Origin of the sequence: Halovivax limisalsi (genome assembly GCF_023093535.1) — an archaeon.
Classification (GTDB): domain Archaea; phylum Halobacteriota; class Halobacteria; order Halobacteriales; family Natrialbaceae; genus Halovivax; species Halovivax limisalsi.
Window position 1 is genome coordinate 1742859 of sequence record NZ_CP095757.1, and the last position, 26489, is coordinate 1769347.

Annotated in this window: 21 protein-coding genes, 1 tRNA gene and 1 pseudogene; 13 read left to right on the forward strand and 10 right to left on the reverse strand. The window is 62.7% G+C overall.

All coding sequences use genetic code 11. The annotated features are described in order from the left end of the window. Positions 1-286: 286 nt before the first annotated feature. Both MXA07_RS07955 and MXA07_RS07960 read right to left on the reverse strand, forming a co-directional pair. Complete coding sequence (locus MXA07_RS07955) at positions 287-1822, reverse strand: aldehyde dehydrogenase family protein (RefSeq protein WP_247731509.1); 1536 nt, start codon at positions 1820-1822, stop codon at positions 287-289. A gap of 189 nt (positions 1823-2011) precedes the next feature. Beyond that, a complete protein-coding gene (locus MXA07_RS07960; RefSeq protein ID WP_247731510.1) occupies positions 2012-2821 on the reverse strand; it encodes an RIO1 family regulatory kinase/ATPase domain-containing protein in 810 nt (269 codons plus the stop codon). A 251-nt stretch (positions 2822-3072) separates the two neighbouring features. On the opposite strand from MXA07_RS07960, the gene MXA07_RS07965 reads away from it, so the two are divergent. Both MXA07_RS07965 and MXA07_RS07970 read left to right on the forward strand, forming a co-directional pair. Next, positions 3073-4446 carry a DUF7544 domain-containing protein gene (locus MXA07_RS07965; protein WP_247731511.1) on the forward strand — a complete coding sequence of 458 codons (1374 nt, stop codon included), beginning with the start codon at positions 3073-3075 and terminating at the stop codon, positions 4444-4446. A gap of 141 nt (positions 4447-4587) precedes the next feature. Continuing rightward, complete coding sequence (locus MXA07_RS07970; protein WP_247731512.1) at positions 4588-5730, forward strand: acyl-CoA dehydrogenase family protein; 1143 nt, start codon at positions 4588-4590, stop codon at positions 5728-5730. 36 nt (positions 5731-5766) lie between these two features. On the opposite strand, the gene MXA07_RS07975 is transcribed toward MXA07_RS07970, so the two are convergent. Together MXA07_RS07975 and MXA07_RS07980 are read right to left on the reverse strand one after the other, a co-directional pair. Next, a complete protein-coding gene (locus MXA07_RS07975) occupies positions 5767-7020 on the reverse strand; it encodes a Glu/Leu/Phe/Val family dehydrogenase (protein WP_247731513.1) in 1254 nt (417 codons plus the stop codon). A gap of 165 nt (positions 7021-7185) precedes the next feature. Beyond that, positions 7186-8052, reverse strand: a complete 867-nt coding sequence (locus MXA07_RS07980) for an HpcH/HpaI aldolase/citrate lyase family protein (protein ID WP_247731514.1) — start codon at positions 8050-8052, stop codon at positions 7186-7188. Positions 8053-8426: 374 nt separating this feature from the next. Here MXA07_RS07980 and MXA07_RS07985 point away from each other — a divergent pair, with 374 nt between their 5' ends. From MXA07_RS07985 to MXA07_RS07995, 3 genes are all read left to right on the forward strand, one after another. Next, positions 8427-10349 (forward strand): CocE/NonD family hydrolase, encoded by a 1923-nt coding sequence (locus MXA07_RS07985; protein ID WP_247731515.1) that lies wholly within the window; start codon positions 8427-8429, stop codon positions 10347-10349. A gap of 38 nt (positions 10350-10387) precedes the next feature. Beyond that, entirely contained in the window at positions 10388-10873 is a 486-nt protein-coding gene (locus tag MXA07_RS07990) for a MaoC family dehydratase (RefSeq protein ID WP_343217261.1), read from the forward strand. 136 nt (positions 10874-11009) lie between these two features. Beyond that, a complete protein-coding gene (locus MXA07_RS07995) occupies positions 11010-11789 on the forward strand; it encodes a DUF7839 domain-containing protein (protein WP_247731517.1) in 780 nt (259 codons plus the stop codon). 51 nt (positions 11790-11840) lie between these two features. On the opposite strand, the gene MXA07_RS08000 is transcribed toward MXA07_RS07995, so the two are convergent. From MXA07_RS08000 to MXA07_RS08020, 5 genes are read right to left on the reverse strand one after another with little or no spacing between them, the layout of a single operon-like run. After that, positions 11841-12608: a proteasome assembly chaperone family protein gene (locus MXA07_RS08000; RefSeq protein ID WP_247731518.1), complete on the reverse strand. Its 768-nt coding sequence runs from the start codon at positions 12606-12608 to the stop codon at positions 11841-11843. A 5-nt stretch (positions 12609-12613) separates the two neighbouring features. Next, entirely contained in the window at positions 12614-12796 is a 183-nt protein-coding gene (locus MXA07_RS08005) for an RNA-protein complex protein Nop10 (protein WP_247731519.1), read from the reverse strand. 24 nt (positions 12797-12820) lie between these two features. Continuing rightward, positions 12821-13621, reverse strand: coding sequence for a translation initiation factor IF-2 subunit alpha (locus MXA07_RS08010; protein ID WP_247731520.1), 801 nt, complete (start codon positions 13619-13621; stop codon positions 12821-12823). Then, positions 13618-13791 carry a 30S ribosomal protein S27e gene (locus MXA07_RS08015; RefSeq protein WP_247731521.1) on the reverse strand — a complete coding sequence of 58 codons (174 nt, stop codon included), beginning with the start codon at positions 13789-13791 and terminating at the stop codon, positions 13618-13620. Before MXA07_RS08015 ends, MXA07_RS08010 begins: the two co-directional genes overlap by 4 nt. A 5-nt stretch (positions 13792-13796) precedes the next feature. Beyond that, positions 13797-14081, reverse strand: a complete 285-nt coding sequence (locus MXA07_RS08020; protein ID WP_247731522.1) for a 50S ribosomal protein L44e — start codon at positions 14079-14081, stop codon at positions 13797-13799. Between the two features lie 459 nt (positions 14082-14540). Between MXA07_RS08020 and MXA07_RS08025 the strand changes: the two genes are divergently transcribed. From MXA07_RS08025 to MXA07_RS08035, 3 genes are all read left to right on the forward strand, one after another. Continuing rightward, positions 14541-14798, forward strand: coding sequence for an HAH_0734 family protein (locus MXA07_RS08025; RefSeq protein ID WP_247731523.1), 258 nt, complete (start codon positions 14541-14543; stop codon positions 14796-14798). Between the two features lie 78 nt (positions 14799-14876). After that, positions 14877-14951, forward strand: a tRNA-Met gene (locus MXA07_RS08030). Between the two features lie 554 nt (positions 14952-15505). Next, the gene (locus tag MXA07_RS08035; protein ID WP_247731524.1) at positions 15506-18181 is read left to right on the forward strand and encodes a PKD domain-containing protein; all 2676 of its coding nucleotides are present in this window, start codon (positions 15506-15508) and stop codon (positions 18179-18181) included. A gap of 72 nt (positions 18182-18253) precedes the next feature. Here MXA07_RS08035 and MXA07_RS08040 read toward each other — a convergent pair. Next, a pseudogene (locus MXA07_RS08040) lies at positions 18254-18855 on the reverse strand (IS6 family transposase). A gap of 852 nt (positions 18856-19707) precedes the next feature. Between MXA07_RS08040 and MXA07_RS08045 the strand changes: the two are divergent. The 5 genes from MXA07_RS08045 to MXA07_RS08065 are packed head-to-tail and all read left to right on the forward strand — an operon-like array spanning position 19708 to position 26401. After that, positions 19708-21618, forward strand: coding sequence for an ABC transporter substrate-binding protein (locus MXA07_RS08045; RefSeq protein WP_247731525.1), 1911 nt, complete (start codon positions 19708-19710; stop codon positions 21616-21618). A gap of 43 nt (positions 21619-21661) precedes the next feature. After that, positions 21662-22726: an ABC transporter permease gene (locus MXA07_RS08050; protein WP_247731526.1), complete on the forward strand. Its 1065-nt coding sequence runs from the start codon at positions 21662-21664 to the stop codon at positions 22724-22726. After that, positions 22726-23961 (forward strand): ABC transporter permease, encoded by a 1236-nt coding sequence (locus MXA07_RS08055; protein WP_247731527.1) that lies wholly within the window; start codon positions 22726-22728, stop codon positions 23959-23961. Before MXA07_RS08050 ends, MXA07_RS08055 begins: the two co-directional genes overlap by 1 nt. Then, positions 23958-25052 (forward strand): ABC transporter ATP-binding protein, encoded by a 1095-nt coding sequence (locus tag MXA07_RS08060; protein WP_247731528.1) that lies wholly within the window; start codon positions 23958-23960, stop codon positions 25050-25052. The genes MXA07_RS08055 and MXA07_RS08060 overlap by 4 nt, the downstream gene beginning before the upstream one ends. Further along, on the forward strand, positions 25049-26401 hold the full coding sequence (locus MXA07_RS08065; RefSeq protein ID WP_247731529.1) for an ABC transporter ATP-binding protein: 1353 nt from the start codon (positions 25049-25051) through the stop codon (positions 26399-26401). Before MXA07_RS08060 ends, MXA07_RS08065 begins: the two co-directional genes overlap by 4 nt. Positions 26402-26489: the final 88 nt, after the last annotated feature.

The following is a 26489-nucleotide window of genomic DNA, read 5'->3' on the forward strand; positions in this document are numbered from 1 at the left end:
GGCGTGCCGGCCGCCGGACCGTCTCCCGAGCCCGACTCGACCCGACGCCGTTTTCGAGGTCTCGATCGACCGGCCAGAGAGACGGAGACTACTGTCCGTCCGCCAGAAATTCCGAACCCGTCAGCACCTCGCGCGCACGTCCGCCCGGTGCCGACCGGGCTTGCTATTCGCTTCTCACATCGGTTCGCATCCGGATCACCGCGAGCGTGACGGTCGCGGTGCGATCGGTTCGATCGAGGAGCTGCGGGCAACGGTTCGACCCGATGCTCGGCGGTGCCGGGAGGTGTCAGTCGTCCTGGGTGGTGATGTCGGCGGAGAGGCCCTGGGCCATCTCGATCTCTTTGGAGTTGTTCATCGTCCACGCGGTGCGCTCGGTGACGGCTTCGATCGCCTCGCGGGCGCTCGGGTAGCCGTTGCCGGACTTCTTGACGCCGCCGAAGGGGAGCTGGACCTCCGCGCCGATGCAGGGCAGGTTGGCGTAGGCCAGGCCGAGGTCGGCGCGATCGCGGAAGTAGTTGATCTGGCGGTAGTCCTCGGAGATGATGGCGCCGGCCAGGCCGTAGGGCGTGTCGTTGTGGATCTCGACGGCGCGCTCGATGTCACCCGAGTACTCCATCAGCGCGACGTGGGGGCCGAAACACTCCTCCTTGATGCAGCGCAGGTCCGTGTCGTAGTCGATCTCGTAGACGAACGGGCCGACCCAGTTCCCGTCCTCGTGACCGGCCGGGATCTCGTCGCCGTCGAGTTCGAAGCGGTCGACGAGTACCTCCGCGCCCTCCTTCCGGGCGAGTTCGTTGTGGCGCCGAATCTTCTCGACGTGGGCGGGCTCGATCGCCGGCCCCATGAACGTGTTCTCGTCGAGCGGGTCGCCGACGGCGACGGCCTCGGCGGTCTCGACGTAGCGCTCTTTGAACTCGTCGTAGACGTCCTCGTGGACGATGAGGCGCTCGGAGGAGACGCAGCGCTGACCGGTCGTCTTGAAGCTCGACATGATCGCCGAGTGGACGGCGATGTCGAGGTCCGCTTCCTCGGTGATGACGATCCCGTTCTTGCCGCCCATCTCGCAGGCCGCGAGTTTGCCGGGCTCGCCGCCGACCTTGCCGGCGATCTCGTGGCCGACCTCGGCGGAGCCCGTGAAGAGGACGGTGTCGACGCGACCGTCGTCGGTGATCGCGGCGCCGGCGTCGCCGAAGCCCTGGACCATGTTGAAGACGCCGTCGGGGATACCCGCGTCGTCCATCATCTCGGCGATGATCTGGCCGCACCAGGGCGTCTGTTCGGCGGGCTTCCAGACGACGGTGTTGCCCTCGACCAGCGCGATGGCCATGTGCCAGAACGGAATGGCGACCGGGAAGTTCCAGGGCGTGATGCAGCCGATGACGCCGCGGGGCTTGCGGCGCATGTAGGCGTCCTTCGAGCCGACTTCGCTCGGGACGACGTCGCCGTGCGGGTGGCGGGCGTTGCCCGCGGCCCACTCGACCATGTGATAGGCCTCGACGACGTCCGCCCGCCCTTCGGAGATCTCCTTGCCGCACTCTTTGGTGACGATCTCGGCCAGTTCGTCCGTGCGGTCGCGCAGTTCGTGGTAGATGTCCCAGAGGTACTCCGCGCGATCGATGTAGGAGAGCTCGCGCCACTCCTCGAAGGCGTCGTCCGCGGCCGCGAGCGCGGCGTCGACGTCGTCCTCCGTGCCGCGCCGGACGGTCGCGAGCGCCTCGCCCGTCGCCGGATTGGTGCTCTCGAAGCTCTTGGTCCCCGTCCCGTCGGTCCACTCGCCGTCGACGTAGTGACCGAACGTTCCTGCGTCGCTGTCTGGTGTCATACTCGACGTAAATTTCTCCGACGGGAATCAAAAACCCTGCTATCGACCGGGTCGATTCGATCGCGTCGACCGGCCTCGATCGACGAACGGCGCTCCTCGCCACCGACGGGCTCGCTCGGCCGAACGGACGGGTGACGCGTCGGTCTTCGCGCCGCTCGCGTTCGTCGGCCGGTGACCTTCGACCGCTGGCTACCCCTCCGAGAGCGCGGCCCACTTCTCCAGCTCGCTTCGAAGGCGGGTGGAGTCGAAGCGGTGATCCGGCCGGAGTCTGACGAAATCCAGGAAGTCCCTGGCGTCGAGCAGGTCTTCGGCGGCGTACTGCTCGCTCGCCGCGGCGACGGCCGATCGCACGCCAACGCGCGGTTCGAGGATGGCGAGCGCGCAGGCCAGATCGTACGCCCGCGCGGCCGCCTGCCGGTCCGGCAGCACCTTCGTGGCGTCGATGAAGTAGAGGTCGCCGTCGGCGACGAGCAGGTTCTCGGCGCGGAGGTCGCCGTGGGCCAGCCCGTTGTCGTGCATCGTCGCGAGCGTCGCGAACAGCTCGGGGGCGAGCGCCCGGACCCGGGTCGCGTCGAGGTCGTCGACCGACTCGAACGCGGGCAGGTACTCGAGGACGAGGACGCCGAGGCCGTTGGCCTCGAACGCCTCGATCGGCTCCGGGGCGTTACAGCCGATCTCGCGCATCCGCTGGGTCGCCTCGTACTCGTGCTCGACCATCGCGAGCGGCGTCTCGAATCTGGTGAAAAAGCCCCCCGACCCCGACGAGAGCGCGCCGGCGTTGCGCCCCGCCGTCAACAGCGCGTGGACGCGGGTGTGCTGTTTCGTGACGATCTTGACGAACCACTCGTCGTCGACGATGCACGGAATCGAGAGCCAGTTGTCGGCCGCCAGGAACTCGACGCGGACGGCGTCGCGATCGTACCGTCGGGCGAGGATCGTCGCCACTCGCTCGAGGCGATCCCAGGGGACGGTCCCGCGGGCGAGCTGGCGAATGTCCATCGACCGAACGGACGTCCCGGGCGCCTATAATCGTCCCGGCAGCGGCTCGGCTGCCGAAACGATCCCCGACCGGACCGCGCCACGAGTCGCCGACGGCGGTGGAACGGCCCTCGCCACCGCACGGCGAGTACCGAATTCGCCTCGCGGCCACCGTTGCCTCTCACTGCCGGCACCGCACCGAGCGATTACGGGTGTCGTTCGCGTTTCGGTACCGTTTTTACCCGCCGCTCGCGTTGGTTCGCCCGACGGACATGTACGCGATCGACGATCTGAGCGACGCGGTCGACGTCACCGAGGAGCTGTTGACGCCCGTCGACGCTCGGTTCTGGCTCAAACTCGTCGTCGTCGCGTTCTTCGTTTCCGGCGCCGGATTCGGCCTCCCGTCGATTCCGACGACCGACGGAACCTCGGTCAGGGTCGACCCCGCGGTCGAGGACGCGTTCGGGGAGGCCGGAGTCGAGGTGCCGATGGAATCGCTGCTCGCGCTGCTCGCACTCGTCGTGGCCGTTGGACTCGCCATCTGGCTGGTCCTGACGCTGATTCGCGCGGCGATGGAGTTCGTCCTCGTGGACGCGCTGGTCTCCGGGGAGGTCCACATCAGAGCGGCGTCGCGCCGCTACGCCGGTCGGGCCCTCTCGCTGTTCGCGTTCATCCTCGTCGCGAGCGTCCTCGTCTTCGCGCCGGTGGCCCTCGCCGGCTATCGAGCGTACGTCGACGCCGGATCGATCGAGGCCCTGTCGCTCTCGTCGCTCGCCGGCCTCGCCGCCGCCGGCGCGATCTCTACCCTCGCCTACACCGTCGTGATCCGGCTGACGACGGCGCTGGTCGTCCCCATCATGTACGCGGCAGACGTGGGCGTCCTCGCCGGCTGGCGACGGTTGGCGGGACTGATCCGTTCGGACCCGGCCGAGTACGCCGTCTACCTGACGATCGCGACGATCGCCGGCTTCGTCGCCGCGATCCTCGTCACGACGATCCTCGCGATCGCGATGGTCGTCGTGGCCGTCCCGTTCGTCCTGCTTGGCGTCGTTTCGCTCCTGCTCGGCCCGCTCGCGTTGCCGGCGATCGTCCTCCTCCTGTTCCTGTTCGTCGTCGCGCTGGTTCTTTGCAAGGGAGCGATCGAACTGCCGGTCGTCGTCTACCTGCGGTACTACGCGCTGTTCGTCCTGGGGGACACGGACGAGCGATACGATCTCGTTCCGGATCGTCGTCGACGCGTCCGCGCTGGCGACGCCTGGGCCGGCGGACAGCGGTGGGACCGCGATGGCGCCGACGAGTGGGACGCCGACTCGGCCGCGGCGGCCGAGTCGGACGCGGGGACGGAGTCGGACGCGACCGGCGAAGCCGGTCGTCGGCGGGGCCAGTCGGACGGTCACGGCTGGGACGTCGGATCGGCGCCGGCGACCGAGTCGGCCGCGGACGAGTCGACCGACGACGCCGAACATGGGGACGGGTCGGCGGGCCACGGCTGGGATGGGTCTGACCGGACCCAGGATCGAACTGCCGATACGACCGAGGAAGCCCTCGGAGCGGAGGACGATGCCGGGACCGAGGACGACGCCGAGGTCGAAGACGACGACCGTTCGGGTTCGGACGGCTGGTCGTACCGGGACGAGGATCGGTAACCACGAGCGGGGGATCGTGGCCGAGAGACGAGGATCGATCCCCCGGGCGTGATCGTGGCCTGCCGGGAACCTGCGAGCACCGTGGATCCGTCTCGATGCCGGTTCGGTGCGTTTATTTCTCGGCTGGTGGAACGTATCCGCATGGACGTTACGCTCCCCGACGAGCACCGGATGATCCAGCAGACCGTCCGGGATTTCTGCGAAACCGAACTCGAGCCGATCGCCCAGGAGATCGAGGACGAACACCGCTTCCCGGCCGAAATATTCGAGCAGCTGGCCGACCTCGACGTGATGGGCGTCCCGATCACCGAGGAGTACGGCGGCCTCGGCGGCGACACCCTGATGTACGCAATCGTCACCGAGGAGATCGGCCGGGTGTCGGGGTCCGTCGGCCTCTCCTACGCCGCGCACACGTCGCTGGCGACGAAACCGATCGAGCTGTTCGGCACCGACGAACAGAAGGAGCGCTGGCTCCGCCCGCTGGCGACGGGCGAGTACCTCGGCGGGTGGGCGCTGACGGAACCCGGTAGCGGCTCGGACGCCTCCGACATGGACACGACCGCCCGGAAGGACGGCGACGAGTGGATCATCGACGGCACGAAGCAGTTCATCACGAACGCCTCCGAAGCCGGCTCGGTGCTCGTGAAAGCCGTCACCGACCCCGACGCCGGCTACGACGGGATCTCCACGTTCATCGTCGACCCGGAGGAAGACGACGGCTTCGAGGTGACGACCGTCTGGGACAAGATGGGGCTGAACGCTTCGCCGACCTGCGAACTCTCGCTCGATTCGGTTCGCGTTCCCGAGGACCGGCTCCTCGGCGAGGAGGGCGAGGGGTGGACACAGACGATGAAGACCCTGGACGGCGGTCGCATCTCGATCGCCGCGCTCTCGACCGGGCTCGCACAGGGCGCCTTCGAGCACGCGAAGGAGTACGCGACCCAGCGCGAACAGTTCGACCGGCCGATCAGCGAGTTCGACGCCATCCGCGACAAGCTCGTCGACATGCACCGCAAGACCGAGCGCGCCCGCCTGCTCACCCACAGGGCCGCCTGTCTGTACGACGACGGCGAGCCGGTCACCAAGGACTCCGCGCTCGCGAAGCTCGACGCGAGCGAGGCCGCTCGCGAGGTCGCAGAGGACGCCGTCCAGGTCCTGGGCGGCTACGGCTACACGACCGACTTCGCGCCCCAGCGCTTCTACCGCGACGCGAAACTCATGGAGATCGGCGAGGGGACGAGCGAGATTCAGCACCTCGTCATCGGGCGCGAACTCGGCCTGTAGGGATTCGTCGATCGTTCCGGCTGGCTCGGAACCGGATCAGGGCCAGGTGCCGTTGCGCTCGGCCGCCGCGGCCACGCGGTCGATGGCGATCACGTAGGCCGCGGTGCGGGGATCGTCGGACGCGATCGACTCCAGGGTCTCGACCAGCGCATCGAACGCCGCGACGATCGTCTCTTCGAGTTCTCGGTTGACCCGCTCTTCGCTCCAGGAGACGCGCTGGCGGTTCTGCACCCACTCGTAGTAGGAGACGACCACGCCCCCGGCGTTCGCGAGGATGTCGGGGACGTAGAAGACCTCGTTCTCCAGGAGGACCTCGTCGGCCGCGGGCGTCGTCGGACCGTTCGCCGCCTCCGAGATCACGTCCGCCTGCACGTCGGCCGCGAGCTCGGCGTCGACGGCGTTCTCGAGGGCCGCGGGGATCAGGAGGTCAACGTCCATCGTCAGGAGGGCGTCGTCCGCGAAGGGTTCCGCGTCCGCGAAGCCGACCACGCTCCCGGTTTCGTCTTTGTGTTCTTTCACCGCGATCGGGTCGAGTCCGTCGCGATCGACGATCGCGCCGCGGGAATCGGAGACGGCCACGACCGTCGCGCCCGCCTCGGCGGCGAGTTTCGCGCTGATCCAGCCGGCGTTGCCGTAGCCCTGGACCGCGACGGTGGCGTCGTCGAGATTTCGCCCGAGGTACTCGAACGCCTCGCGGGCGGCGATGACGGTCGAGCGCCCCGTCGCCTCGACGCGCCCCTCGCTCCCGCCGGTCTCGAGCGCCTTGCCGGTGAACGAGCCCGGCGCGGTGGTCCCCTCGAGCGTCTCGTAGGTGTCTTTGAGCCAGTTCATCTCCCGCGGACCGGTGTTGACGTCCGGCGCGGGGATGTCGCGGTCCTCGCCGACGAGCGGCCGGAGTTCGGTGCCGTACGCGCGCGTTAGCCGTTCCAGCTCGGCCGTCGAGAGCGCCGCCGGATCGACGACGATGCCGCCTTTCCCGCCGCCGAACGGAACGTCGACGAGGGCGCACTTGTAGGTCATCCACCCCGAGAGCGCGACGACCTCCTCGCGCGTGACGTCCGGGTGGTACCGGATCCCGCCCTTGTACGGGCCGCGGTCGCCGTTAAACTGTGAGCGGAACGCGGGAAATCGCTCGAGGGTGCCGTCGTCGCGTTCGATCGTCAGGTTTGTCTCGAGGACGCGCTCCGGATGGGACAATCGATCGAGGACGTCGGGGGCGACGTCGACGTACGAACTCGCCGTCTCGAGTTGCGACCGGAGGTTCTCGAACGGAGTCGTCGATTCGCTCATACGCACGCTACACAGCCCCCTCCCTTAGAGCCTGCTCTCTATGTCATACTTTCCGGTCCGGCGGAACTGTCATGGCCGTCGAGCTTCCGCCGACCCGTTTTCGAGCTGCGGATCGTCGCACGGGTGAGACAGCGTGGCCCGGCCGAGTCGTCACTCGGTGTGGCGTCATCGGACCTGACTGTCGTCAGACGCCGCCTCGGCGCGTCGAACGATCCGTTCGGCTTGAGCGACCAGCGGCGCGTCGATCATTTCGCCGTCGACTTCGAAGACGCCGCGTCCCTCGGCGTCGGCCTCGGCTTTGGCCTCGAGGACGTCTTCGGCCCAGGCGAGCTCGTCCGGGTCGGGCGTGAACGCGTCGTTGATCGGCCCGACCTGGGCCGGGTGGATCGCGAGTTTGCCGTCGTAGCCCAGTTCGATCGCGAACGCGGTCTCCTCGCGCAGTCCGGCCTCGTCGCCGAAGTCGGTGTAGACGGTGTCGATCGCGTCGCAGTCGTTGGCCGCGGCGGCGACGACTCGCTCGCGGGCGTAGAGAACCTCGGTTCCCTCGCTCGTTCGTGTGGCGCCGACGTCGGCCGCGAAATCCTCCGCCCCGAAGAGCAACGCGTCGGTGGCCGTCTCCGCCGCGATCGCGTCCGCGTCGAGTACGCCCCGGGCCGTCTCGATCAGCGCCAGGATCGGGAGCGATCGCCCCCGGGCCTCGAGCGCGTCCGCGACGTCGCGAACGTCGGCCGCGGACTCGACCTTCGGGAGCACGATGGCGTCGAGGCGCCGCGCGGCCTCGTCGTCGGCGATGGCGTCGAGGTCGGCGCTGGCGCGGTCGGCCTCGGCGTTGATCCGGACGCACACTTCACACGCCGGATCGAAATCATCGGCCGTCAGTACGGTTCGTACCGTGCGCCGAGCCTCCGGTTTCTCGGCCGGCGAGACGGCGTCTTCGAGATCGAAGACGATGACGTCGGCGCCGGCCGACGGTGCCTTTCGCAGCAACGCCGACTGATCGCCGGGCGTGAACATGACGCTGCGTCGTACCATGACCGGTCGTTTCGCGGCCGACGAATTGAACGTGTGGGTTCGGCGCCGCCGCTTGGCGCTTCTCTCCCCCACGGTGCCGACCGATCTCGCTCGGGCGCCCGCCCGTTCGCCGCATCGCTGGTACTGAACCGTCACCCGACCGTCGACTGACCGTTCTCGATCGAGTCGATGCGGTTCGCCAGCGAGATGGATTCGGATCGTCCCGGTTCGATTGCCTCGCTCGGAATATACTGGTCTGGCGCCCTAGGGAATAACTTCGAATAAATATAAAGAAAAAGGAACAATAAATTAAATACGGTGAAGGCTGTTTTCCCACCAAGGATGCCATCTGCACACAGGCTTCCAGCACGGATCGATCGACGGGTGATCCGGCCATGACCGACACATCGGAGTCCAGCAATTCAACGACGAGGCGGCGAATTCTGCAGTCGACGGCGACGGGGGTTGCGGGAACGGCGATCTTCGCCAACGGCGCCGCGGCCCACCCACGGTCCCTTCGGCGCCGTCCGCGAAACGAAGTGGTCGTCGAAAATGGGCGATCGCAGCCGACGTTCAGGAACTCGACGGCGGTCCGCGAGGACGTCTGGGTGGAGACGACCACCGATACCGACGGTTCCGGGTCGCCGGACCGCGTCCACGTCGAGGTCGCCTACCCATCCGACGCGGGACCGTCGAACCAACTCCCCGTGGTGCTCGAGCCAAGTCCGTACTACGGCGGGCTCAACTCGGGCTCCTCGCACTCGATGGACGACGAGCTCTACGTCCCGGACGAGACGATCGATCGACGTGCTCGCGGCGGCACCGAGGACGCGATCATCACCTCCGAAGACGACCTCGTCGAGTTCACCGGCTCCGAGGGGGATCCGATCGGGCCGAGCGCCTACGAGGAGGAGTTCCGGCCGCGCGGATTCGCGTGGGCGTACGCGGCCTCGATCGGCACCGAACAGTCGACCGGCTGTCCGACGATCGGCGGGTCGAAGGAGATCGAGGCGATGAAGGCGGTCGTCGACTGGTTCAACGGTCGAGCGACGGCGTACACCTCGCGATCCGGCGGTTCGACCGTCGAGGCCGACTGGACGAACGGCGCGACCGGCATGCTCGGGGTGTCGTACAACGGCACCCTGCCCAACGGCGTCGCGGCGACGGGCGTCGACGGCCTCGAGACGATCGTGCCGATCGCGGCGATCTCGAGCTGGTACACCTACTACCGCGCGAACGGGGCCGTCATCGCGACGGGCGCCGGTGCCGGTGCGGCGATGGACACCGATTCGCTCTTCGATTCCGTGCTCACCCGCTCCGGATCGTACGTCTGTGACTCCGTCCGTCAGGAGCTCATCGACGGACAGGATCGCGTCACCGGGAACAAGAACGACTTCTGGGACGACCGCGACTACGTCCTCGACGTCGACCAGGTCGAGGCGTCGGTGCTGGTCGTCCACGGCCTGCACGACACGAACGTCAAGACGCGAAACGCCGGCCGCTGGTACGATGCCCTGACCGAGGGCCAGGTCGATACGGAACACCGCATGTGGCTGATGCAGGCCGCGCACGCCGATCCGATCAACCAACACCCGAACCGCTGGCTCGACGCGCTGAACGTCTGGCTCACCCACTGGCTACAGGAACCGGGCGACGCGATCGACGACGTCCCGATCGCGACGGTCGAGCGCCCCGACGGCTCGTTCGACGAATACGACGCCTGGCCGCACCAGGACGTCGAGCGCGTCAACGTCTCGGCCGTCTACGGCGGCGACGGACCGGGTGGGCTCTCGACGCAGGCGATGATCGGCGACATGCGCGAGGAGACGTTCGCCGATAATCCCAGCACGCCGACGACGTCGCTCGTCGACGAACTCGACTCGGAGTACTCGCTGGTCTACCGGACGAATCAGCTCCAGACGGACCTGCACGTCTCGGGGACCATCGAACCGAACCTGGCAATCTCCTGCAACGAGCCCGCTGCGCTCCTGACAGCGATCCTCGTCGAGTACGATCAGTACGACAACGCGTCGATCGTCTGTCGCGGCTGGATGAACGCCAACAACTTCGAATCGCTCTACCAGTCCTACCAGCTCGGCTCGGAGACGGGCCTGTACCGCGCCCGCTTCCCGATGCAGATGGACGACTACATCTTCGACTCGGGCAACCGACTGGGCATCGTGCTGCGCTCCAGCGACTACGACTTCACCAAGCGACCGTCGCACTACCCCGAACTATCGGTCGTCCCCGGCTGGAGCAGCTTCGACATCCCGGTCGTCGGCGGGATCCAGGCCTTCCGAAACGCGAACGGCGCCTGAGTCGACGGCTCGAAGCACCATCACGCTTCGATTCGCTTTTGGCCCGGCGGAACGATCCCCCGATCATGCCCGGACTGTACTACGAGGAGTTCGAAGTCGGCGAGACGATCGAACACGATCGCCGGCGGACCATCTCCGAGAGCGACAACCAGCGCTTCTGCGACATGACGATGAACCAGCAGCCGTTACACCTCGACGCCGAGTTCGCGGCCGAGACCGACTTCGAGGGCCGGCTGGTCAACGGGCTCTACACGATGGCGCTGGCCGTCGGTATCACCATTCCGGAGACCACCGACGGCACGATCGTCGCGAACCTCTCCTACGACGAGGTCTCGCACCCGAAACCGGTCTACCACGGCGACACGATCGCCGTCCAGTCGACGGTGACCGACAAGCGCGAGACGTCCGACGGCGACCGCGGCGTGGTCACCATGCTGGTCGAGGTCTTCAACCAGGACGACGAACTCGTCTGCGAGTTCGAACGGACGGTCCTCTCGCGCAAGCGAGCGACTGTCGACGACTGATCACTCGCCGTTCGCCCGGAGGCCAGGGAAGCAAACCGACGGCATTCGAGGAGCGCCCGCGGTCGACCCCGAGTCGCGCGTTCGGACGATCCCGTCGATCACGTACCTTTTTGCTGTACGCGCCGGAGACGTAGCCATGGTCGACGTCCTCGATAACAAGCGGGTCGCGACCCGTCTGCGCATCCTCGTCGAGATCGCGGAGCGTCAACCGGCCGTGAGCCAGGGCGAAATCGCCGAGGAGGTCGGCGTCACGAGCCAGGCCGTCAGCGAGTACATCCGCGAACTGGTCGACGAGGGCTTCGTCGAGAAGGAAGCCCGGTCGCGCTATCGCGTCACGAACGAGGGCGTCGACTGGCTCTTTCGCGCCGCGGACGACGTCCGACGGTTCGCCGATCACGTCACCGAGGACGTCCTCGGGACGATGGGCGAGGACGCCGCGATCGCGACCGAGTCGGTGTCCGAGGGCGACCCCGTCTCGCTCTCGGTCGAGGACGGCCTCCTCACCGCGTCGCCGGGAACCGAGGGGAGTGCGACCGGCATCGCCTCGACCGACGCCGACGCCGGCACCGACGTGGGCGTCACGAACTTCGAAGGGGTGATCGACCTCGACCCCGGTACCGTCACGGTCGTGCAGGTGCCACCGGTGCGAGCCGGCGGCAGCCGCGCCGTCGACGACGAAACCGTCGCGTCGATCGTGGAGGACGCCGATCGCGTCGTCGCGAGCGGCGTCGAAGCCGTCGTCGTCCTCCGTGAACTCGGCGTCGCACCGGCGGTCACGGTCGCCGCCGGCGAGGTAGCCGTCGCCGCGACCGAGCGCGGACTCGACGTCGCCGTCGTGGCGACGACGGGCGCCGTCGGTCGGGTGACGGACAGCCTCCGCGACGGTGACGTCTCCTACGAAGTACTCGAGGGGTAGGTTCCCGGTCCGCCGAACAGCCGCTTCAAAATCGTCCCGGTCCGAAATCGATCAGCCGATGTAGCGGAGGTCGTCGTCGCTCGGGAGGTCCATGCCGCCCTGGGCTTCCATCTCCTGAATCTTGCCGATGACGTCTTCGAGTTCGTCCGCCCGTTCGTCGAGCGAGTCGTAATCGACGTCGAAGCCGAGCACCGTCTCGAGGACGTCGAGGACGGCTCGCGCGCTCTTGGGATCGACCAGGTAGCCGCTGGTTTCGCCCATGAGACAGGTCGCGTCGATACCACGACGCGCGCCTAACCCGAGGAGCAGTCCCGAGATCCCGACGATGCCGCCGGCGGGCTCGTCCTCGCGAAATTCGACGCCGGCGTCTTCGAGCGGTTCGATCATCGACTCGTCGGTGACGGCGCCGACGACGGCGTACTCCTCGATGAGCTCGCCGGTGGGGACGCCGCCGAGCGCGAACACCTCGCTGACGCCGAATTCCTCGGCGACGTCGAGGTAGGCGTCCGCCAGCACGTAGTGTCCCTCCGCGTGCTGGGCCTGGTGATCGCCCGTGAAGACGAGCATGTCGCGGGCGTCGTCCGGCGAAATCGCGTGAACCTCCGTGCAGGTCAGCGAGGCGACGCCGCCCTCGACGGACACCTGCGGGGGAAACGCGTGCGAGTAGATCCGTCGAACGAGCGTGGTCTGCTCGTCGAGCTCTTCCAGCAAGTGATCCGCGGCGAGCGAGCCGACGTGACCGACGCCGGGGAGTCCCTCGATCACGACCGGATCGTCGAGGGTCGGATCCGCGACGGTATCGACGGCGAGTTCGTCCATATGTGCTACCCCCGAAGCCGACGCTTAAGTGCGCGTCGGTACTCGCCGCGTGGGTCGCCCGGCGTCAACGACGCCGGCACGCTGTTCTCCGCGGTCGCACCGCACTCGGGACAGCGCGAGTCGAGCGTGTAGACCGGCCGCTCGTGCTCGGACTGCCACTCGGAACAGCGTCGAATGTCGGATTTCATGTTCGGAACGCAGAGCGGTCGCGGTTACTCCTCGTCCGTTCGCCGGTCGCGGTGGAACTGGCCGCTGCCGCCTTCGTCCTCGATGGCCGCGATCGCGCGATCGGCGCTGGATTCGAGGTGATCCTCCGCCGTCTTGTAATTGGGTGCCTGGACCCTGATTCGGTACTCCGGTGCGCCGACGTAGGTCACGTCGAGTTCGATCTCGTCGGGCAGTTCGCCGTTGCCCTCGGCGGCCGAAAGCGCCTCGCGGACGCCGTCGACGCCGGATGCGGAGGGGTTCTCGAGGTCCACGTAGCCGGTGACGGTGACGTACGGGACGGAGACGTTCTCGCGCGCGGTGTCGACCAGCGCCTCGATCTCCTCGTCCGTGAGGTCGGTCTCTGAGAGCGCTTCGCTCCCGTGGATGGCCGCCTGTTTGAACCCGTCGTAGAGGCTGCCGTGGGCCGCGAGTAGCTCGTTTGCGATCTGGGTGTACTGCTCGCCGTCCAGCGACTCGCCGAACGCGAGTTCCATCCAGTTGTCGGCTTTCTGTTCGTTCTTCCAGTCCTGGATCTTCTCCGAGCGCTGGTGGTCATTGACGTCCTTGATCGAGAGGTCGATCTGCTGGGCCGACCGATCGACGTCGAGGACCTTGCAAACGGTGATCTGACCCTCGCTGACGTGGTCACGGACGTTCTTGATCCAGCCGCTCGCGACCTCCGAGACGTGCGCGAGGCCGCGTTTGTCCTCGTACTCCTGGAGGTCGACGAAGACGCCGAAGTCCTCGATCTCGTCGATCTTGCCGACGACGAGCTCGCCCGGTTCCGGCCAGCCGCTGTACTTCATCGTGACTCGACTGTTTCGACGATCTCGTGTTCGATCGCGGCGTTGCCGCCGGTCGGACGGACGAGCGTCGTTCCGCAGACGGCGCAGGCCACCTCGGTCGAGGCCCGGCCGAAGACGATCTGTTCGTTCTCACAGTCGCCACAGCGGACGGAGTAGAATGATCCTGCCATCGTGATCACTCCTGGAATTCGAGTCGGCCGGCGCGCCATCCCTCGCGGAGGTGGGCCTTGCCGCACTCGCTGCAGCGGTACTTGAGGTCGGTCTTTTTCGTCGGTTTGTTCCCACTGGGAACTTTCGAGAACTTCCCGGAGTTCCCGATCGTCGACGTCTGGCGCCGGCGCTGGCGGTCGGCGACCTTCTTCATGCCGGTCGAGCGGCCCGTCCGGACCTTTTCGACTTCGTGTTCGTGGTGTTCGTGACAGTGCGGACAGTACGTATTGAAGCGGCGTGGCATCTCCATTGGTGGCTCACTTACCGATCCGTTGGGCAGCCCCGTTTAAAACGCGTTTGGTTCGACGTCGAGCCGTCGCCCGTCGACGAATGATTCGCGGTTGCCCGGTTCCATCGGTGTGCTTCCAGCCGACACGAGCTCGCTTGACGCACTCTAATTAGTTTTGTACCCGCTCACGTGCGTGCGTTGCTTCGCGGCGGTCACTATTGTCGCCCTGCGGGTAGTTGTGATACGAGCGTGCGAGGCTGTGACTGATTGGAACCGGATGCTGTGGTGGTCTTCAGCGATGATTGGAACCGGACTGTGAAGCATCCAGCGCGCGACTCGCGGCAGAATGTCAGCGCCAGGGGCGCAACCGACGGATCTCGTTCCGCCGCCGACGACGCATTCTCATCGCCGATCAGCCGTTGTCGGCCGTAAACGGTCGACTCCGAAGGGCTTACGGTCTGGCTGTCCGAAGCCGTCGGTATGAAGAAGGTGATCATTCGCGGCGACCCGGGCATCCGCAAGGACGCCGTGATCGAGGTCGACGGCGAGGAGTACGTCTGCTTCGCCATCAACCGAAACGGCGAGTGGCACGGGCCGGATCGGGTCCAGCTCTGGTGTACCGTCGGATCCGAATCCGAACGGGAGGCGTTCGAACGACGCCAGTACATCCCGCACTTCCTCTCGGTCGAGCACGTCGATGCCGAGGAGGTCACCGTCCTCGAAGCCAGCGCGGCCTGACCCGCTTCACCGCGCGACGAACCCACACACGGCACCCGAATCACAACCCTTATCTGGCGTTCTCGGATACCATGAGGTAGCGGGATGGGATAGCCAGGAGATTCCGGCGGGCTCATAACCCGCAGATCGGTAGTTCAAATCTACCTCCCGCTACTTCTTTGCTGCGAGCAAATTCGCGAGCAGCAAACGTCACATGAGGTAGTTTGAACGAAACCGAGGTTCTGCAGGAGGAGCAAGCTGTTTCAACAGATGGCAATCGTCCATCACACCTCGGACGAGTTGTACAACCTTGTCACTGTCAACGGAACGACTGTCAGTGGTTGTGCGATCCGTTGCGAAAAGAGGGCGTGAGGCCGTAATCAAGCATCACGAGTTTGCCACGTTGTTCACGTAATTAGTGCGTGTAACAATGAGGCTTCACGGCCATCAATAGCTGAATAAAAAACAGCTTAGTTGATCAAGCGTACGATTTGCAAAGTTGTTCATTGATGCTCTGGAATCGAGCGTTCCGTAATATATTTCCACATGAGCAGGTTTAAGTAGTCGGTGTATTGTCTTTCCGCAACAAATAATAACTATTAATAACACAATTAAAGGATTATAATACGATAAGACGCCAAAATAACATTACTACAATTATTTTTGATAATTATAAAAAATTTATTTTAGAGAAAGATTAAAGTACTTCCTACTTTTTACCAAATAATATGGACCGACGTGACTTGCTCAGTTCGCTCGGTGTCCTTGGAACGGGCGTGGCAGTCGGAGCCAGTGGACGGAAATTACACGACTCTAATACTCAAGAGGAATCGAAATATGTGAGCAACTTCCAGGATGTGGTTAATGCGGTGGTTCCGGTCTGGAATTCAGAAGCCAAGCGACAGTGGTTGCGAATCCCACAAGGTGAAAGTGTCGGCAAACACCTAATTAGTAATGGAAACCTTTCATATTTTGGTGCTACATACGAATCAAACGCTGATGCGAGGGATGGGGACCCTGTATGGCGCCACAAATTTGCACTCACTGGAAACTGGTATTCTATAGACGAAGGGGTCGCTGTTGACGAAGAACCGACCGAGTGGTCTTGTGAACCTACGCTCCAGCCGGTGGCTAATCGGGAATTCAACATGGGTCATCGAGAAGGTGCAAAGTCGATTATGAAGGTAACTCCTAACAGCAGCAGTTCACTATCATTGTCGCCGTTATATGGCCAGAATACACTCGGGATAATCGGTCCTGAAAATTTCACCTCTTTTCTTGACACTTCATTAGAAAAGGCAGAAATGGCCGAGAGCAAGCTCGCGGAAGAAATTGTAAATTCGGGGGTGAACCCGGAGAATATTGACGTCGAAACCGCACTGGCAAATTATGGCGGCGAAGTCGCCAGTGAGCGAGGAGAAGCCCTCTCGACGACTAACTTCGGGGATGTGATCTCGCTGGGACTCGGCGTTGCCGCCCTCTCGACGACGACCTCGGCATTTACGATGGCTGGCTTGGCATATGTGGCTGGAACGATAATTCTTGATTATATCAGTAGCCCGCCACCAAACCGGTTTGATCCGTCCGAGGTATCCTTTTCCTTTAGACCTACCGAAAAAGGTCCTGGCCAGGCGCATTTCCTGGTCTTTGATGTCCTTGTGGAACCGAATACCGGCGGATCGGTTACTGTGCAGTCGACGTTCGAATTTGGAGACGGATATGGACTCGTCGATTCGTACTTTTGGGGAATCGATATTGAGCCTCTTCCGGATCCGACCCTTATTGAACAGTCATGCGTAAATTCGGACACGTTGTCGAAAAACGGCGCATCAATACCTGATACATCTGGTTATCGCAACGACTGGACTTGTAATTATGAGGATGAGGACCCTATTACTACGGTCTTGCAGAGTCATATGGCGGTTGAGGGCAGTAGCGGACCCCATCCCGAGATTATAGAACCGAGGCCAGATGACAAATTTATAGTTGGCGAGCCAATAAAATTACGGACGGACGAAAGTGAAAACGTTATCGATTCGCGTTGGTTCATTCAACACAGCGACGATGGTTGGTGCCGGGTCAGCCGGTTTTCTCGGACACTAGAATCTCACACGCCGTCGACGGGAGGTTACATGACCGTTGCCCTTGTGCAACGTAACGCGGCGGGGGTGAGCGGAGTCGACACCGTAGAAATATGGGTCGATGAATACCCAAAACTGACGAGCTTAGACCTTGATTATACTGTTCCGGTAGGCGAGACGACGACGATCTCGGCGGCTGTCGAAGCGGAATCCGACGTAACCTTCGCTTGGGATGTCGGTCCGGTGGACAGCAGCGCATCTGATCACCGAGCTTCCGATGGTACAAAGCGTAATGTTGACGAAAATGATGGGGGTGTCGAAGAATATGAAGATGAATATTCGTACGTACCAACCGTTACTGGAAAACATCAGGTATCCTTGCAAGCAACGGACGTAGACAACAATACGGTACAGGCAAAGGATTACTTTACTGTAACGTCCCAGCCGGAGGGGCCGGAAATAATCGAATTCGAAATCGGTTGTTACACGGTTCCAGTTGATGAGTCGGTCACGATCGCTGCGACGGTGGAGTCGGTGACCGAACCCGACTGGTCCATTGATGTGAGCCTGTCGGATACCGTGGACTCGTCGGCACGAAGTTCGGAAACAAAATTTGTTGGGGACGGTATTTACGAAAAGGAATGGCAGTACACTCCCTCTGAAGCTGGAAAATATGACGTCGAACTAGCTGTTGAGGATGGCAACGGTAATACCGATAGCGTATCCGACTTCTTTGAAGCCAAGGATACTCTTTATAAACCCAATATTAAAGAGTTGAATATTACGCCATATGACCCCGATGTTGGGGAATCAGTTGATATTTCGGCTGCTGTTGAATCTGGATCGGAGGTGAACTTTTTCTGGGATGTGGGTCCATCGGATACGATTGAGAGTAAGGCAGTGAATCCTACGAGCACCGAATCTTGCACCGATACGTACCAAGATGAGCAGGAATACGTTCCCTCGCAGCCCGGGAAATATGATGTCACTCTCACTGTTACAAACCAATTGAACCAACAGGATGAAGCGTATGACTTCTTTAATGCGAATGAGGATGATGACGGCGGCGGGGATCAACCAGAACCGCCAGAAGTTTCTATTTCTGGGCCAGATTCCCTCCTTCCCGGTGATACTGCTACATATACTGCAGATGTAGCGGCTGGATCAGATCTTTCGTTCAATTGGGATGGTGACGTCAGCGGAAGTGGATCTTCGATCACAACCAGCTGGGATGACCAAGGTGATAAATATATAGAAGTAGCCGCCGAGAACGATGTGGGTGAAGATCTCGCCACGAAAACAGTAGATGTAAGTTGGAATTGACGTATCTTCTGAGTTTTTGAACCACATCAGCGATTGTAATCTATTGTTTCACTTCTATTGGCACCGCCTAGTTCACACCTTCTCAGCCGGCTTTCGACCATTGAACGCTTGGTCGGACGATCGTGATTGTAGCGATACCTGAAGCGTTTTAGTCAGCGGCGGGCGCTGGACGGACCGCCCCCAGAAGGTGTGAAAGCGGCCGATTCACATTGAGACAGTCTGGAACCTCTTTTCGACGGGGTTTCGCTCGCTGGAGTTGAGCTGGCCGCTTAATTTGGGGCACGCAAGGGCAGCCAGATCGCTGCCGGCATCAACGGGAAACTCTGTGTCGTGGTAATTCCGTTTCTCAACGAGTCGATGCAAAATCGACGCTGTAGGGTCAGTCCCGCGACAGCCGAACACGTCGATTTCAAGTAATAGCTTTATTCCCGTATTGATATTGGTGTGAAATTACTTTTTTGAACTATGTTTCGTTGACTGCGGCCGGCGACGGTGACGCCACCAGCGGGTCGGTTTTGAGTTCTGATAGCCACTATTCAGTTCTGGATCGCACCATGTAGCGGTTATGGCCGAGTAATTCGAGCACAGTGACGACTTCTCGAACTGACACTCCGTCGATAGAGACACACCCCGTCACTCGTCAGGGTGTTCGGGGTGCCCTCCTTCTCCAAAATCTCATTATACCCCTTTTAACGTCTTACTGAGGTGGTTGGTGAATTGCTTGGATACTTTTCGCCACCTCCTGCTCGTTCCTCAATGCCCTCTTTAGACAGCGGCCGCTGGTGAGTTCTGTTGGCGTGCGAGGTATAGCAATGTACTCACGGAGAACGTGAGCTTCACTTTGGCATGGATTGAGCGGTCCTTTAATCCTCAAAAATTCTAGCTATGAGCAGGGAGCGAGTGAGAACCACGACAAGTAATCGGCAGCCGTGAGCCAGTGAGGACGTCTCGGCGTGGTTCGAATCTCCCTCCGGCTACGCCTTGGCTGTGAGCACTTTCGAGTGTGATACGTGTAGGGCCACGTACAAAGCGAGTAGTTGATCGCACCGCGGTGCAACTGCCGACGAGGTATTTCGCCCCGGTGAGGGACCGGACGAGTCGTTTCGACGGCCGACCGCTCCGTGGACCGATCGCGCGGTGAATCGCTTTGTCGAAGGGAGCGTTGATTACCACGTGTTCTGGGGAAGTTGGGGATGACGGGCAATTGCCTATTGGCCGGATCGGTCAGTTGCTCGTCGCGCCAGCAGTCCGAATCCAGGAGGCCCGGATTTCGACTATTACTGCCGTTCAAAACTGGGTATCAGCGTGGTAATTTGTTTTTGGACCGTCGCGGACACTGAAATCGGTCTGAAACCCGTTCAACCGAGCACAACGTGGCGCGATTCGAGGAATCGATTTGCCCGACCGTTCGTTTTAAATATAATAAATAAAATATTTCCCCAAGTCCGGTAGATATTATCCGATATCGTGTCACTCGGAACCAAAAAATCAAAAACTATTTACCGTGTTAGTGAAATCCAAACGCTATGCCACGACGGGCCTTTCGACCGTTGAAGCGACGTGCTCTATTAAAAACCTCCGGTGCAGCTGGCATTGCTGCGTTAGCTGGCTGCACCGGCGGCGGCGACGGGAGCGATGGATCGGACGGCGGTGATGGCGGTGATCCGAGCGAGGAACTTCCGGACGTCGAGCTGTACGATGCAGACGGAAACCGGATCGAGCCGCTACTGATTTATGACGCCGGGAGTTCCAACGCGGAGGACATCGCCGCCGAGATGAAACGGAATCTCGAATCGATCGGCGTCAACCTCCAGACGGAGGCTCGGCCGGAGGTGCTCGGCCAGGACTTCAACTCCGAGCCGTTACCGGACGCGAATCCGGAGGAGTTCGAGTGGGGGCCTGTGGGCTACAATGCCGGACCGCCGGACAAGACCCGGACCGTTTACCCCTGGGACCTCCTCATTGGAATTCGAGCCAACTCGTATCCGCGAACCCCCGGCGACACCGACACGTTCTGGCAGAAAGATTCGGCTGTCAACGCCTACGGTTACGTTCCCGAGGCCGATCTGAATTCGATGTACGAGGAGTTCCGTAACTCCACCGATCAGGAGGAACGTCAGGATCTCATCGATCAGATCATGGGGACGCTAACCGAGGAGTTGCCGGCGAACTTCATGTCCCAGAGTCTCGACTTTTATGGCTTCCAGAACGACATCAATACGACGGACGATTTCAACGCCTACGGTGCGGAGCTGTCCCAGATCGAACGGTACCGTAACGATCAGACGGTCGGCGGCGACTACATCCAGCTGGAGGGAACGCCGTTATCGACTCTCCTCCCGACGGAAATTTCCGATGACAACTCCGCGATGCGGGTCGCGCTCATGTCCGACGGTGCCTACGCCATTCGAAAGGATGACGAGGTCATCCCGCTTCACATCGGCATCGAGGACTCCGGCGATTCGACGGTCTGGGTTTGTACGGTTCGGGACAACCTGCAATTCGGCCAGTCCGCGGACGGAACCGACTACGGTCAGATGACGGCCGAAGACTGGGTGTTCCAGCTTGAGAACCTTCACGCCGTCGGGTACGACAGCCCTGAAAACGTCGAACTCTGGGACGGTTCGAGCCCGCCGAGCGAGAGCATCAGTTCGTATAGCGCGGTCGAGAACGTCGAACAGACCGGTGAACTGGAGTTCCAGCTGGAACTACCGGAAGCAGATCCGCTATTCCCGCTCCGACCGGTCATCTGGGGCGAAATGGTCCTCCCGAAGGCGTTGTACGAAGCGTACGCTCCGGACGCGCAGGCACTTCGGGAATCGACCGAGATTCAGGAGTTTACCTGGACCGGCAACCTCGGCCCGTACCAGTACGAGGACCGCGTCGCCGGCGCCGCAGGGTCGTTCACGACCACTCGAAACGACGAGTACTACATGCGCGAACACACGGAGGGAAGCAACGTCAAGGATATGGACGAGGCCTTCGTGGACGCGCCGTACTTCGAGCGGTACCAGTTCAACAACGTTCCCGAGGATTCCTCGCGCGTCGAGCAGTTGCGAAACGGGGAAGGAGACGAGATGCTTCTACCGACCGACAACATCGCGGAGTTCCAGCAGGCAGTCGAATCGGTCCGCGTCGAGAAACAGCGCGTACCGTGGATCAGCTTCCTGTTCTTCAATCAGCGATCCAACGGGAGCATCCTCTCACGGGAACGCGACGGACGCGAGGCGATGGCGCTGGTCATCGACAAGCAGACGATTTCGAACGATATCCAGCAAGGTTACACCGAACCCGCCGTCACGTTCCAGCCGACCTGGTCGAACTGGTACAACGAGGACGCGGTGAACGTCTACGGAGTCGATATCGGCACGGAAGAAGTCGAGGAGGCGCGCGAGCTGCTCCGGCAGAACGACAACTTCGAACTCGACGAAGTCTGAACCGGCGGGGTAGCTCGTCGATTTTCAAGGACGTTAACAACACATGAAGTGGTATATCTTACGTCGATTGGTGTGGGCGGGGTTCGCAACGGCGATTATTCTCACCGTCACGTTCGTTCTGATGGATCAGACGCCGAAAACGCGCATCATGGAGGCGCAGATGCGGGCGGCGATGGCCGGTGAAAACCTCACCACGGCGGTACAGGCCGAGCGCCAGCAAATGGGGCTCGACATGCCGTTTCACGAACGGTACCTGCAGTTCATGACGAACGTCTTCGAGGGTGACTGGGGCTGGTCGATCGAATACCAGAAGCCGGTGATCGACGTCATGAAGCGTGCGATCCCGTACTCGCTGATGTACGGGTTCCCGGCGATCATACTCTCGACGATTCTCGGGACGATCATCGGCCTCTACTCGGCGGTCAACCAGTACACGAAGAAGGACTATACCGCCACGTTCTTCGCCTTCTTCGGGCTCAGCATTCCGAACTTCTGGTTCGGGATCATCATGCTCCTCGTGTTCTCGTCCTGGCTCGGGTGGGTGCCCTACGAGTTCAACGGAAAACTGGCACTCGCGGCGGACGGGAGTTTCACCTGGCTCGAGACGACAGACGCGAGTCACCTCGCGTTCGTCGGAGATAACTTCGAGGGCGAGCGATACGTGGGTATTCTGAGTCCTGCGAACCTGAAGCAATTGCTCCTGCCGACGTTCGTCATCATGACGACCTCGATTGCGACGGTGATGCGATACGCACGCGCCGAAGCGCTGGAGTACGTCGACGCAGACTTCGTCAAGACTGCGAAAGCCAAGGGCGTGAGTGCGCGTCGGATCACCGCGAAGCACATCTTCCGCCCGGCGTCGATCCCGCTGATGACGATCTTCGTCGGTCGGATCCTCGGTATCGTCCTCTTTGGGTCGTACCTCGTCGAGGTTGTCTTCGGCATCCCGGGGATCGGACTCGCCTCGTACGAGGCGATCGTCCGCCAGGACACGAGCCTGGTGGCGATCACCATTCTCATTCCGACGTTTCTGGCGATCGTCGGCAACCTCGTCGAGGACATCATGTACGCGGTACTGGATCCGCGCATCGACTACGGTGATCGATAATGAGCGAACCGACTGACTCTCCGGCGGTCGACGACGGTCTCGAGGAGCCGCGAGAGACGTTCGAGTCCGTCGACTGGGACCAGATCGACCTCGCGAACAGCGGCCGATCGCCCGGCCAGTACCTCTGGATGGGCTTTCTCGCGATCTGGCTGTTCGGCGTCCTGTTCGACATCTACTCGCAGTTCGTCTCCGCGGCTGCAGAACCCGCCGAACTCCCGGTTATCGGAACCGTCGCCCCGGAAGACTGGCTCTGGGTCTTGACGCTCGCCTGTCTCGTCTACTACGGCGTCAGACCGCTGTATCAGAGCCCCCGGATGACGATGCACTACTGGAAACAGTTCCGGAAGAACAAGGCCGCCGTCATCAGCGGGTTGTTCCTTTCAGTGATCCTGGTCGTCGGGGGGATCGGTGCGCGGGTCTTGCCGTTCCCAGAGCGGAACCCGGGCTTCGAGGAGTTGCCGCCGTTCTGGATGTCGATCGAGAAGTATCACGTCGGGAATAACTGTCCCGGCGGCACCACGATGGAGGCCGGTGTTGAGATCTGCCACGGTAGCATGCAGTACCCGCTCGGGACGACTGGATCGGGCGAGGACATCCTGCTGCTGATCGTTCACGGGATGGAAGTGAGCATGATGGTCGGCCTGGCCGCGACGTTACTCAGCGTCGTCGTCGCGACGGTCGTGGGACTGTCTGCCGCCTACTTCGGCGGGCTCGTCGACGAGGTTCTGATGCGCTACGTCGATCTCCAGATGACATTCCCGTCGTTCTTCCTCTTCCTGTTGCTGGCCTACACGATCGGTGGAAGCCTCTTCATCCTGATCATGATCTTCGGCCTGTTCGGCTGGGGTGCAACGGCGCGAATCATCAGGGCGGAGGCGTTACAACGCAAAGCAGAGCCCTACATGCAGGCCGCAAAGAGCGCCGGGGCGACGAGTAAGTGGTCGATCCGACGCCACCTCCTGCCGAACACGACTAACAGCATCATCACGGCCGCGACGCTGACGATCCCGAGCATCATCCTCGCGGAGGCGGCGATCGCGTTCCTGGCCCTCTCGGATCCGACGATCCCTTCGTGGGGTCGCGTGATCGCGGACGGGCGGGGATCCCTGCAAAGTTCGTGGTGGATCTCGACGTTCCCGGGTATCTTCCTGTTCTTTACGATCCTGGCGTTCAACTTCATCGGCGACGCGCTGCGCGACGCGCTCGACCCGCGACACGGAGGTGCCGAGTCATGAGCACGGAATACGGCGACCGAGACGGTGTACAGGGCGCGACGGGAGCGACGGCGGCGGCCGATTCGCTCCTCTCGGTGACCGACCTTCACACGTACTTCGAGACGGATGCCGGCGAGGTGAAGGCCGTCGACGGCGTCTCCTTTAGCGTCGACCGCGGCGAAACCGTCGCCATCGTCGGCGAGAGCGGGTCCGGTAAGACCGTCACGAGCGAGTCGATCACGCGGCTCTTCAAGAGTCCGCCGGGCTTCATTCCGCAGGGTTCGGTCAGGGTCAACGGACGCGAGGTGACCGAGATGAGCGAATCCGAACTTCGGAAGCTGCGCGGCGGCGAGGTCAGCCACATCTTCCAGAACCCGCAGGGCGCGCTCAACCCGGTCTACTCGATCGGCTGGCAGATCCGCGAGGCGATCACGCTCCACCAGGACCTCTCCGAGGAGGAAGCCACCGAACGAGCCGTCGAATTGCTGACCCAGGTCGGGATTCCGGAGGCCAGTTCCCGGCTCGACGACTACCCGCACGAGTTCTCCGGCGGGATGAAACAGCGGGTGATCATCGCGATCGCGCTGGCTTGCGAGCCGGACCTCCTGATCGCGGACGAGCCGACGACGGCGCTGGACGTGACGATCCAGGCCCAGATCCTGAAGCTACTCAACCGGCTCCAGGACGAACTCGACATGGGCGTCCTGTTTATCACCCACGACCTGGGCGTCGTCGCGGAGGTCGCCGATCGCGTCGTCGTCATGTACGCCGGCAAGGTGATGGAGCGCGGATCGGTGTACGAGATCTTCGAGAACCCGTCGCACCCGTACACGCGAGCCCTGCTCGAGTGCCTGCCCGGGAAGGGGAATCTCGGCGGGATTCCTGGCGAACTGCCCGATCCGCTCGATCCGCCGGAGGGCTGTCGGTTCGCGGATCGGTGTCCGTACGCCATCGACGAGTGCACCTACGGCGAGCAGCCGCCGGAGCACTCGGTGCAGGGTTCGGCCGATCACGAGGTCTCCTGCGTCCACTTCCGATCGGACATGGATCCGAACACGGTCCTCGAAGCCGATCGCGATCTGACCGCTTCGCCCGGGGGTGAGCCTCGATGAGTCGATCGACCGATCCGCTCCTCGAGGTGCGCGACCTGAAGAAACACTACCCGATCACCCAGGGATTCATGGACACGGAGGTCGGTCGGGCCCGCGCGGTCGACGGAATCAGCTTCGAGATCCAGCGCGGCGAGACCTTCGGGATCGTCGGCGAGTCCGGCTGCGGCAAGTCGACGGCGGCGACGTCGATGATCCGCCTCGAGGAGCCGACGAGCGGCCAGGTCATCTTCGACGGCGAGGACATCACCGAGTACTCCGCCGAGGAGCTCCGGCGCTTCCGCCGAGAGGTCCAGATGATCTTCCAGGATCCCGATTCGAGTTTCGATCCCCGGATGAGCGTCGGCGAGTCCGTCGCCGAACCCCTGACGGTTCAGGGGATGACCGACAAATCCCGTCGCCGGGAGATCGTCGCCGACCTGCTGGAGCGCGTCGGCCTCTCGGCGTCGGACATGGAGCGCTATCCCCACGAGTTCTCCGGCGGGCAGAAACAGCGCATCGGCCTGGCGCGAGCGCTGTCGGTCAACCCGCAGTTCATCGTCGCCGACGAACCCGTCTCGGCGCTCGACGTCTCCGTTCAGTCGGAGATCCTCCGGCTGCTCGACGAGTTCCAGCGAAACTTCGGCCTGACGATGCTGGTCATCAGCCACAATCTCGGCGTCGTGCGCGAGATCTGCGACCGGGTCGCCGTGATGTATCTGGGCGAGTTCGTCGAGGTGGCGCCGACGGAGGAGCTGTTCACGAATCCCCAGCACCCCTACAGCCAGGCGTTACTGTCCTCGATTCCGACGCCCGACCCGCGCGAACGCGGGATGGGCCAGGAGCTGAAAGGCGACGTGCCGGACCCGTCCGCGCCGCCGGCCGGCTGTCGGTTCCACACCCGCTGTCCGAAGGTGATCCCCCCGGACGGGATCAACCTCCCGCAGGCGGAGTGGCGGAACCTGCTTCACTTCCGCAAGCAGGTCGAAGGCCCCGGGCTCGACCTCGAAAGTATCGTCAAGATCCACGCGATCGAGGCCGACACGGTCGACGACGCGACGGAGGTATCGCCGTCGGACTTCGATCTCGAAACGCTGAATCGCTGGATTCGCACCGAGTTCGACCTCCCGACGCAGCTATCGGATACCACCGCCGAGACGATCCTCGCGCACGCGATCGAGTCGATCGTCGACGACGAGCCGGACGCGGCCGAGAGCATTCTCGCGGAGAACTTCACGACGCCGTGTGAGACCCAGCGGCCGGCCCTCGAATCCAAGGGTCCGGGCCGCGAGTCGGCGTGTCTGCTCGAAAACCCGACGGAGCCGATCCAGTCGGGAATCGGCAGCCAGCCGTCACCGGGGTCGTCGGACTAATCCGTCACCGCCTCATCACCGTCCGCGCCGCGTGTACCGGTCGTCGTCACCCCCGACCGGTCAGCCGTCAGTCAGCATCGCTTCGACG

Bases quoted from the DNA above. Each gene is read 5' to 3' on its own strand.
- MXA07_RS07955 (WP_247731509.1), bottom strand. From the start codon at position 1,822: ATGACACCAGACAGCGACGCAGGAACGTTCGGTCACTACGTCGACGGC.
- MXA07_RS07960 (WP_247731510.1), bottom strand. From the start codon at position 2,821: ATGGACATTCGCCAGCTCGCCCGCGGGACCGTCCCCTGGGATCGCCTC.
- MXA07_RS07965 (WP_247731511.1), top strand. From the start codon at position 3,073: ATGTACGCGATCGACGATCTGAGCGACGCGGTCGACGTCACCGAGGAG.
- MXA07_RS07970 (WP_247731512.1), top strand. From the start codon at position 4,588: ATGGACGTTACGCTCCCCGACGAGCACCGGATGATCCAGCAGACCGTC.
- MXA07_RS07975 (WP_247731513.1), bottom strand. From the start codon at position 7,020: ATGAGCGAATCGACGACTCCGTTCGAGAACCTCCGGTCGCAACTCGAG.
- MXA07_RS07980 (WP_247731514.1), bottom strand. From the start codon at position 8,052: ATGGTACGACGCAGCGTCATGTTCACGCCCGGCGATCAGTCGGCGTTG.
- MXA07_RS07985 (WP_247731515.1), top strand. From the start codon at position 8,427: ATGACCGACACATCGGAGTCCAGCAATTCAACGACGAGGCGGCGAATT.
- MXA07_RS07995 (WP_247731517.1), top strand. From the start codon at position 11,010: ATGGTCGACGTCCTCGATAACAAGCGGGTCGCGACCCGTCTGCGCATC.
- MXA07_RS08000 (WP_247731518.1), bottom strand. From the start codon at position 12,608: ATGGACGAACTCGCCGTCGATACCGTCGCGGATCCGACCCTCGACGAT.
- MXA07_RS08005 (WP_247731519.1), bottom strand. From the start codon at position 12,796: ATGAAATCCGACATTCGACGCTGTTCCGAGTGGCAGTCCGAGCACGAG.
- MXA07_RS08010 (WP_247731520.1), bottom strand. From the start codon at position 13,621: ATGAAGTACAGCGGCTGGCCGGAACCGGGCGAGCTCGTCGTCGGCAAG.
- MXA07_RS08015 (WP_247731521.1), bottom strand. From the start codon at position 13,791: ATGGCAGGATCATTCTACTCCGTCCGCTGTGGCGACTGTGAGAACGAA.
- MXA07_RS08020 (WP_247731522.1), bottom strand. From the start codon at position 14,081: ATGGAGATGCCACGCCGCTTCAATACGTACTGTCCGCACTGTCACGAA.
- MXA07_RS08025 (WP_247731523.1), top strand. From the start codon at position 14,541: ATGAAGAAGGTGATCATTCGCGGCGACCCGGGCATCCGCAAGGACGCC.
- MXA07_RS08035 (WP_247731524.1), top strand. From the start codon at position 15,506: ATGGACCGACGTGACTTGCTCAGTTCGCTCGGTGTCCTTGGAACGGGC.
- MXA07_RS08045 (WP_247731525.1), top strand. From the start codon at position 19,708: ATGCCACGACGGGCCTTTCGACCGTTGAAGCGACGTGCTCTATTAAAA.
- MXA07_RS08050 (WP_247731526.1), top strand. From the start codon at position 21,662: ATGAAGTGGTATATCTTACGTCGATTGGTGTGGGCGGGGTTCGCAACG.
- MXA07_RS08055 (WP_247731527.1), top strand. From the start codon at position 22,726: ATGAGCGAACCGACTGACTCTCCGGCGGTCGACGACGGTCTCGAGGAG.
- MXA07_RS08060 (WP_247731528.1), top strand. From the start codon at position 23,958: ATGAGCACGGAATACGGCGACCGAGACGGTGTACAGGGCGCGACGGGA.
- MXA07_RS08065 (WP_247731529.1), top strand. From the start codon at position 25,049: ATGAGTCGATCGACCGATCCGCTCCTCGAGGTGCGCGACCTGAAGAAA.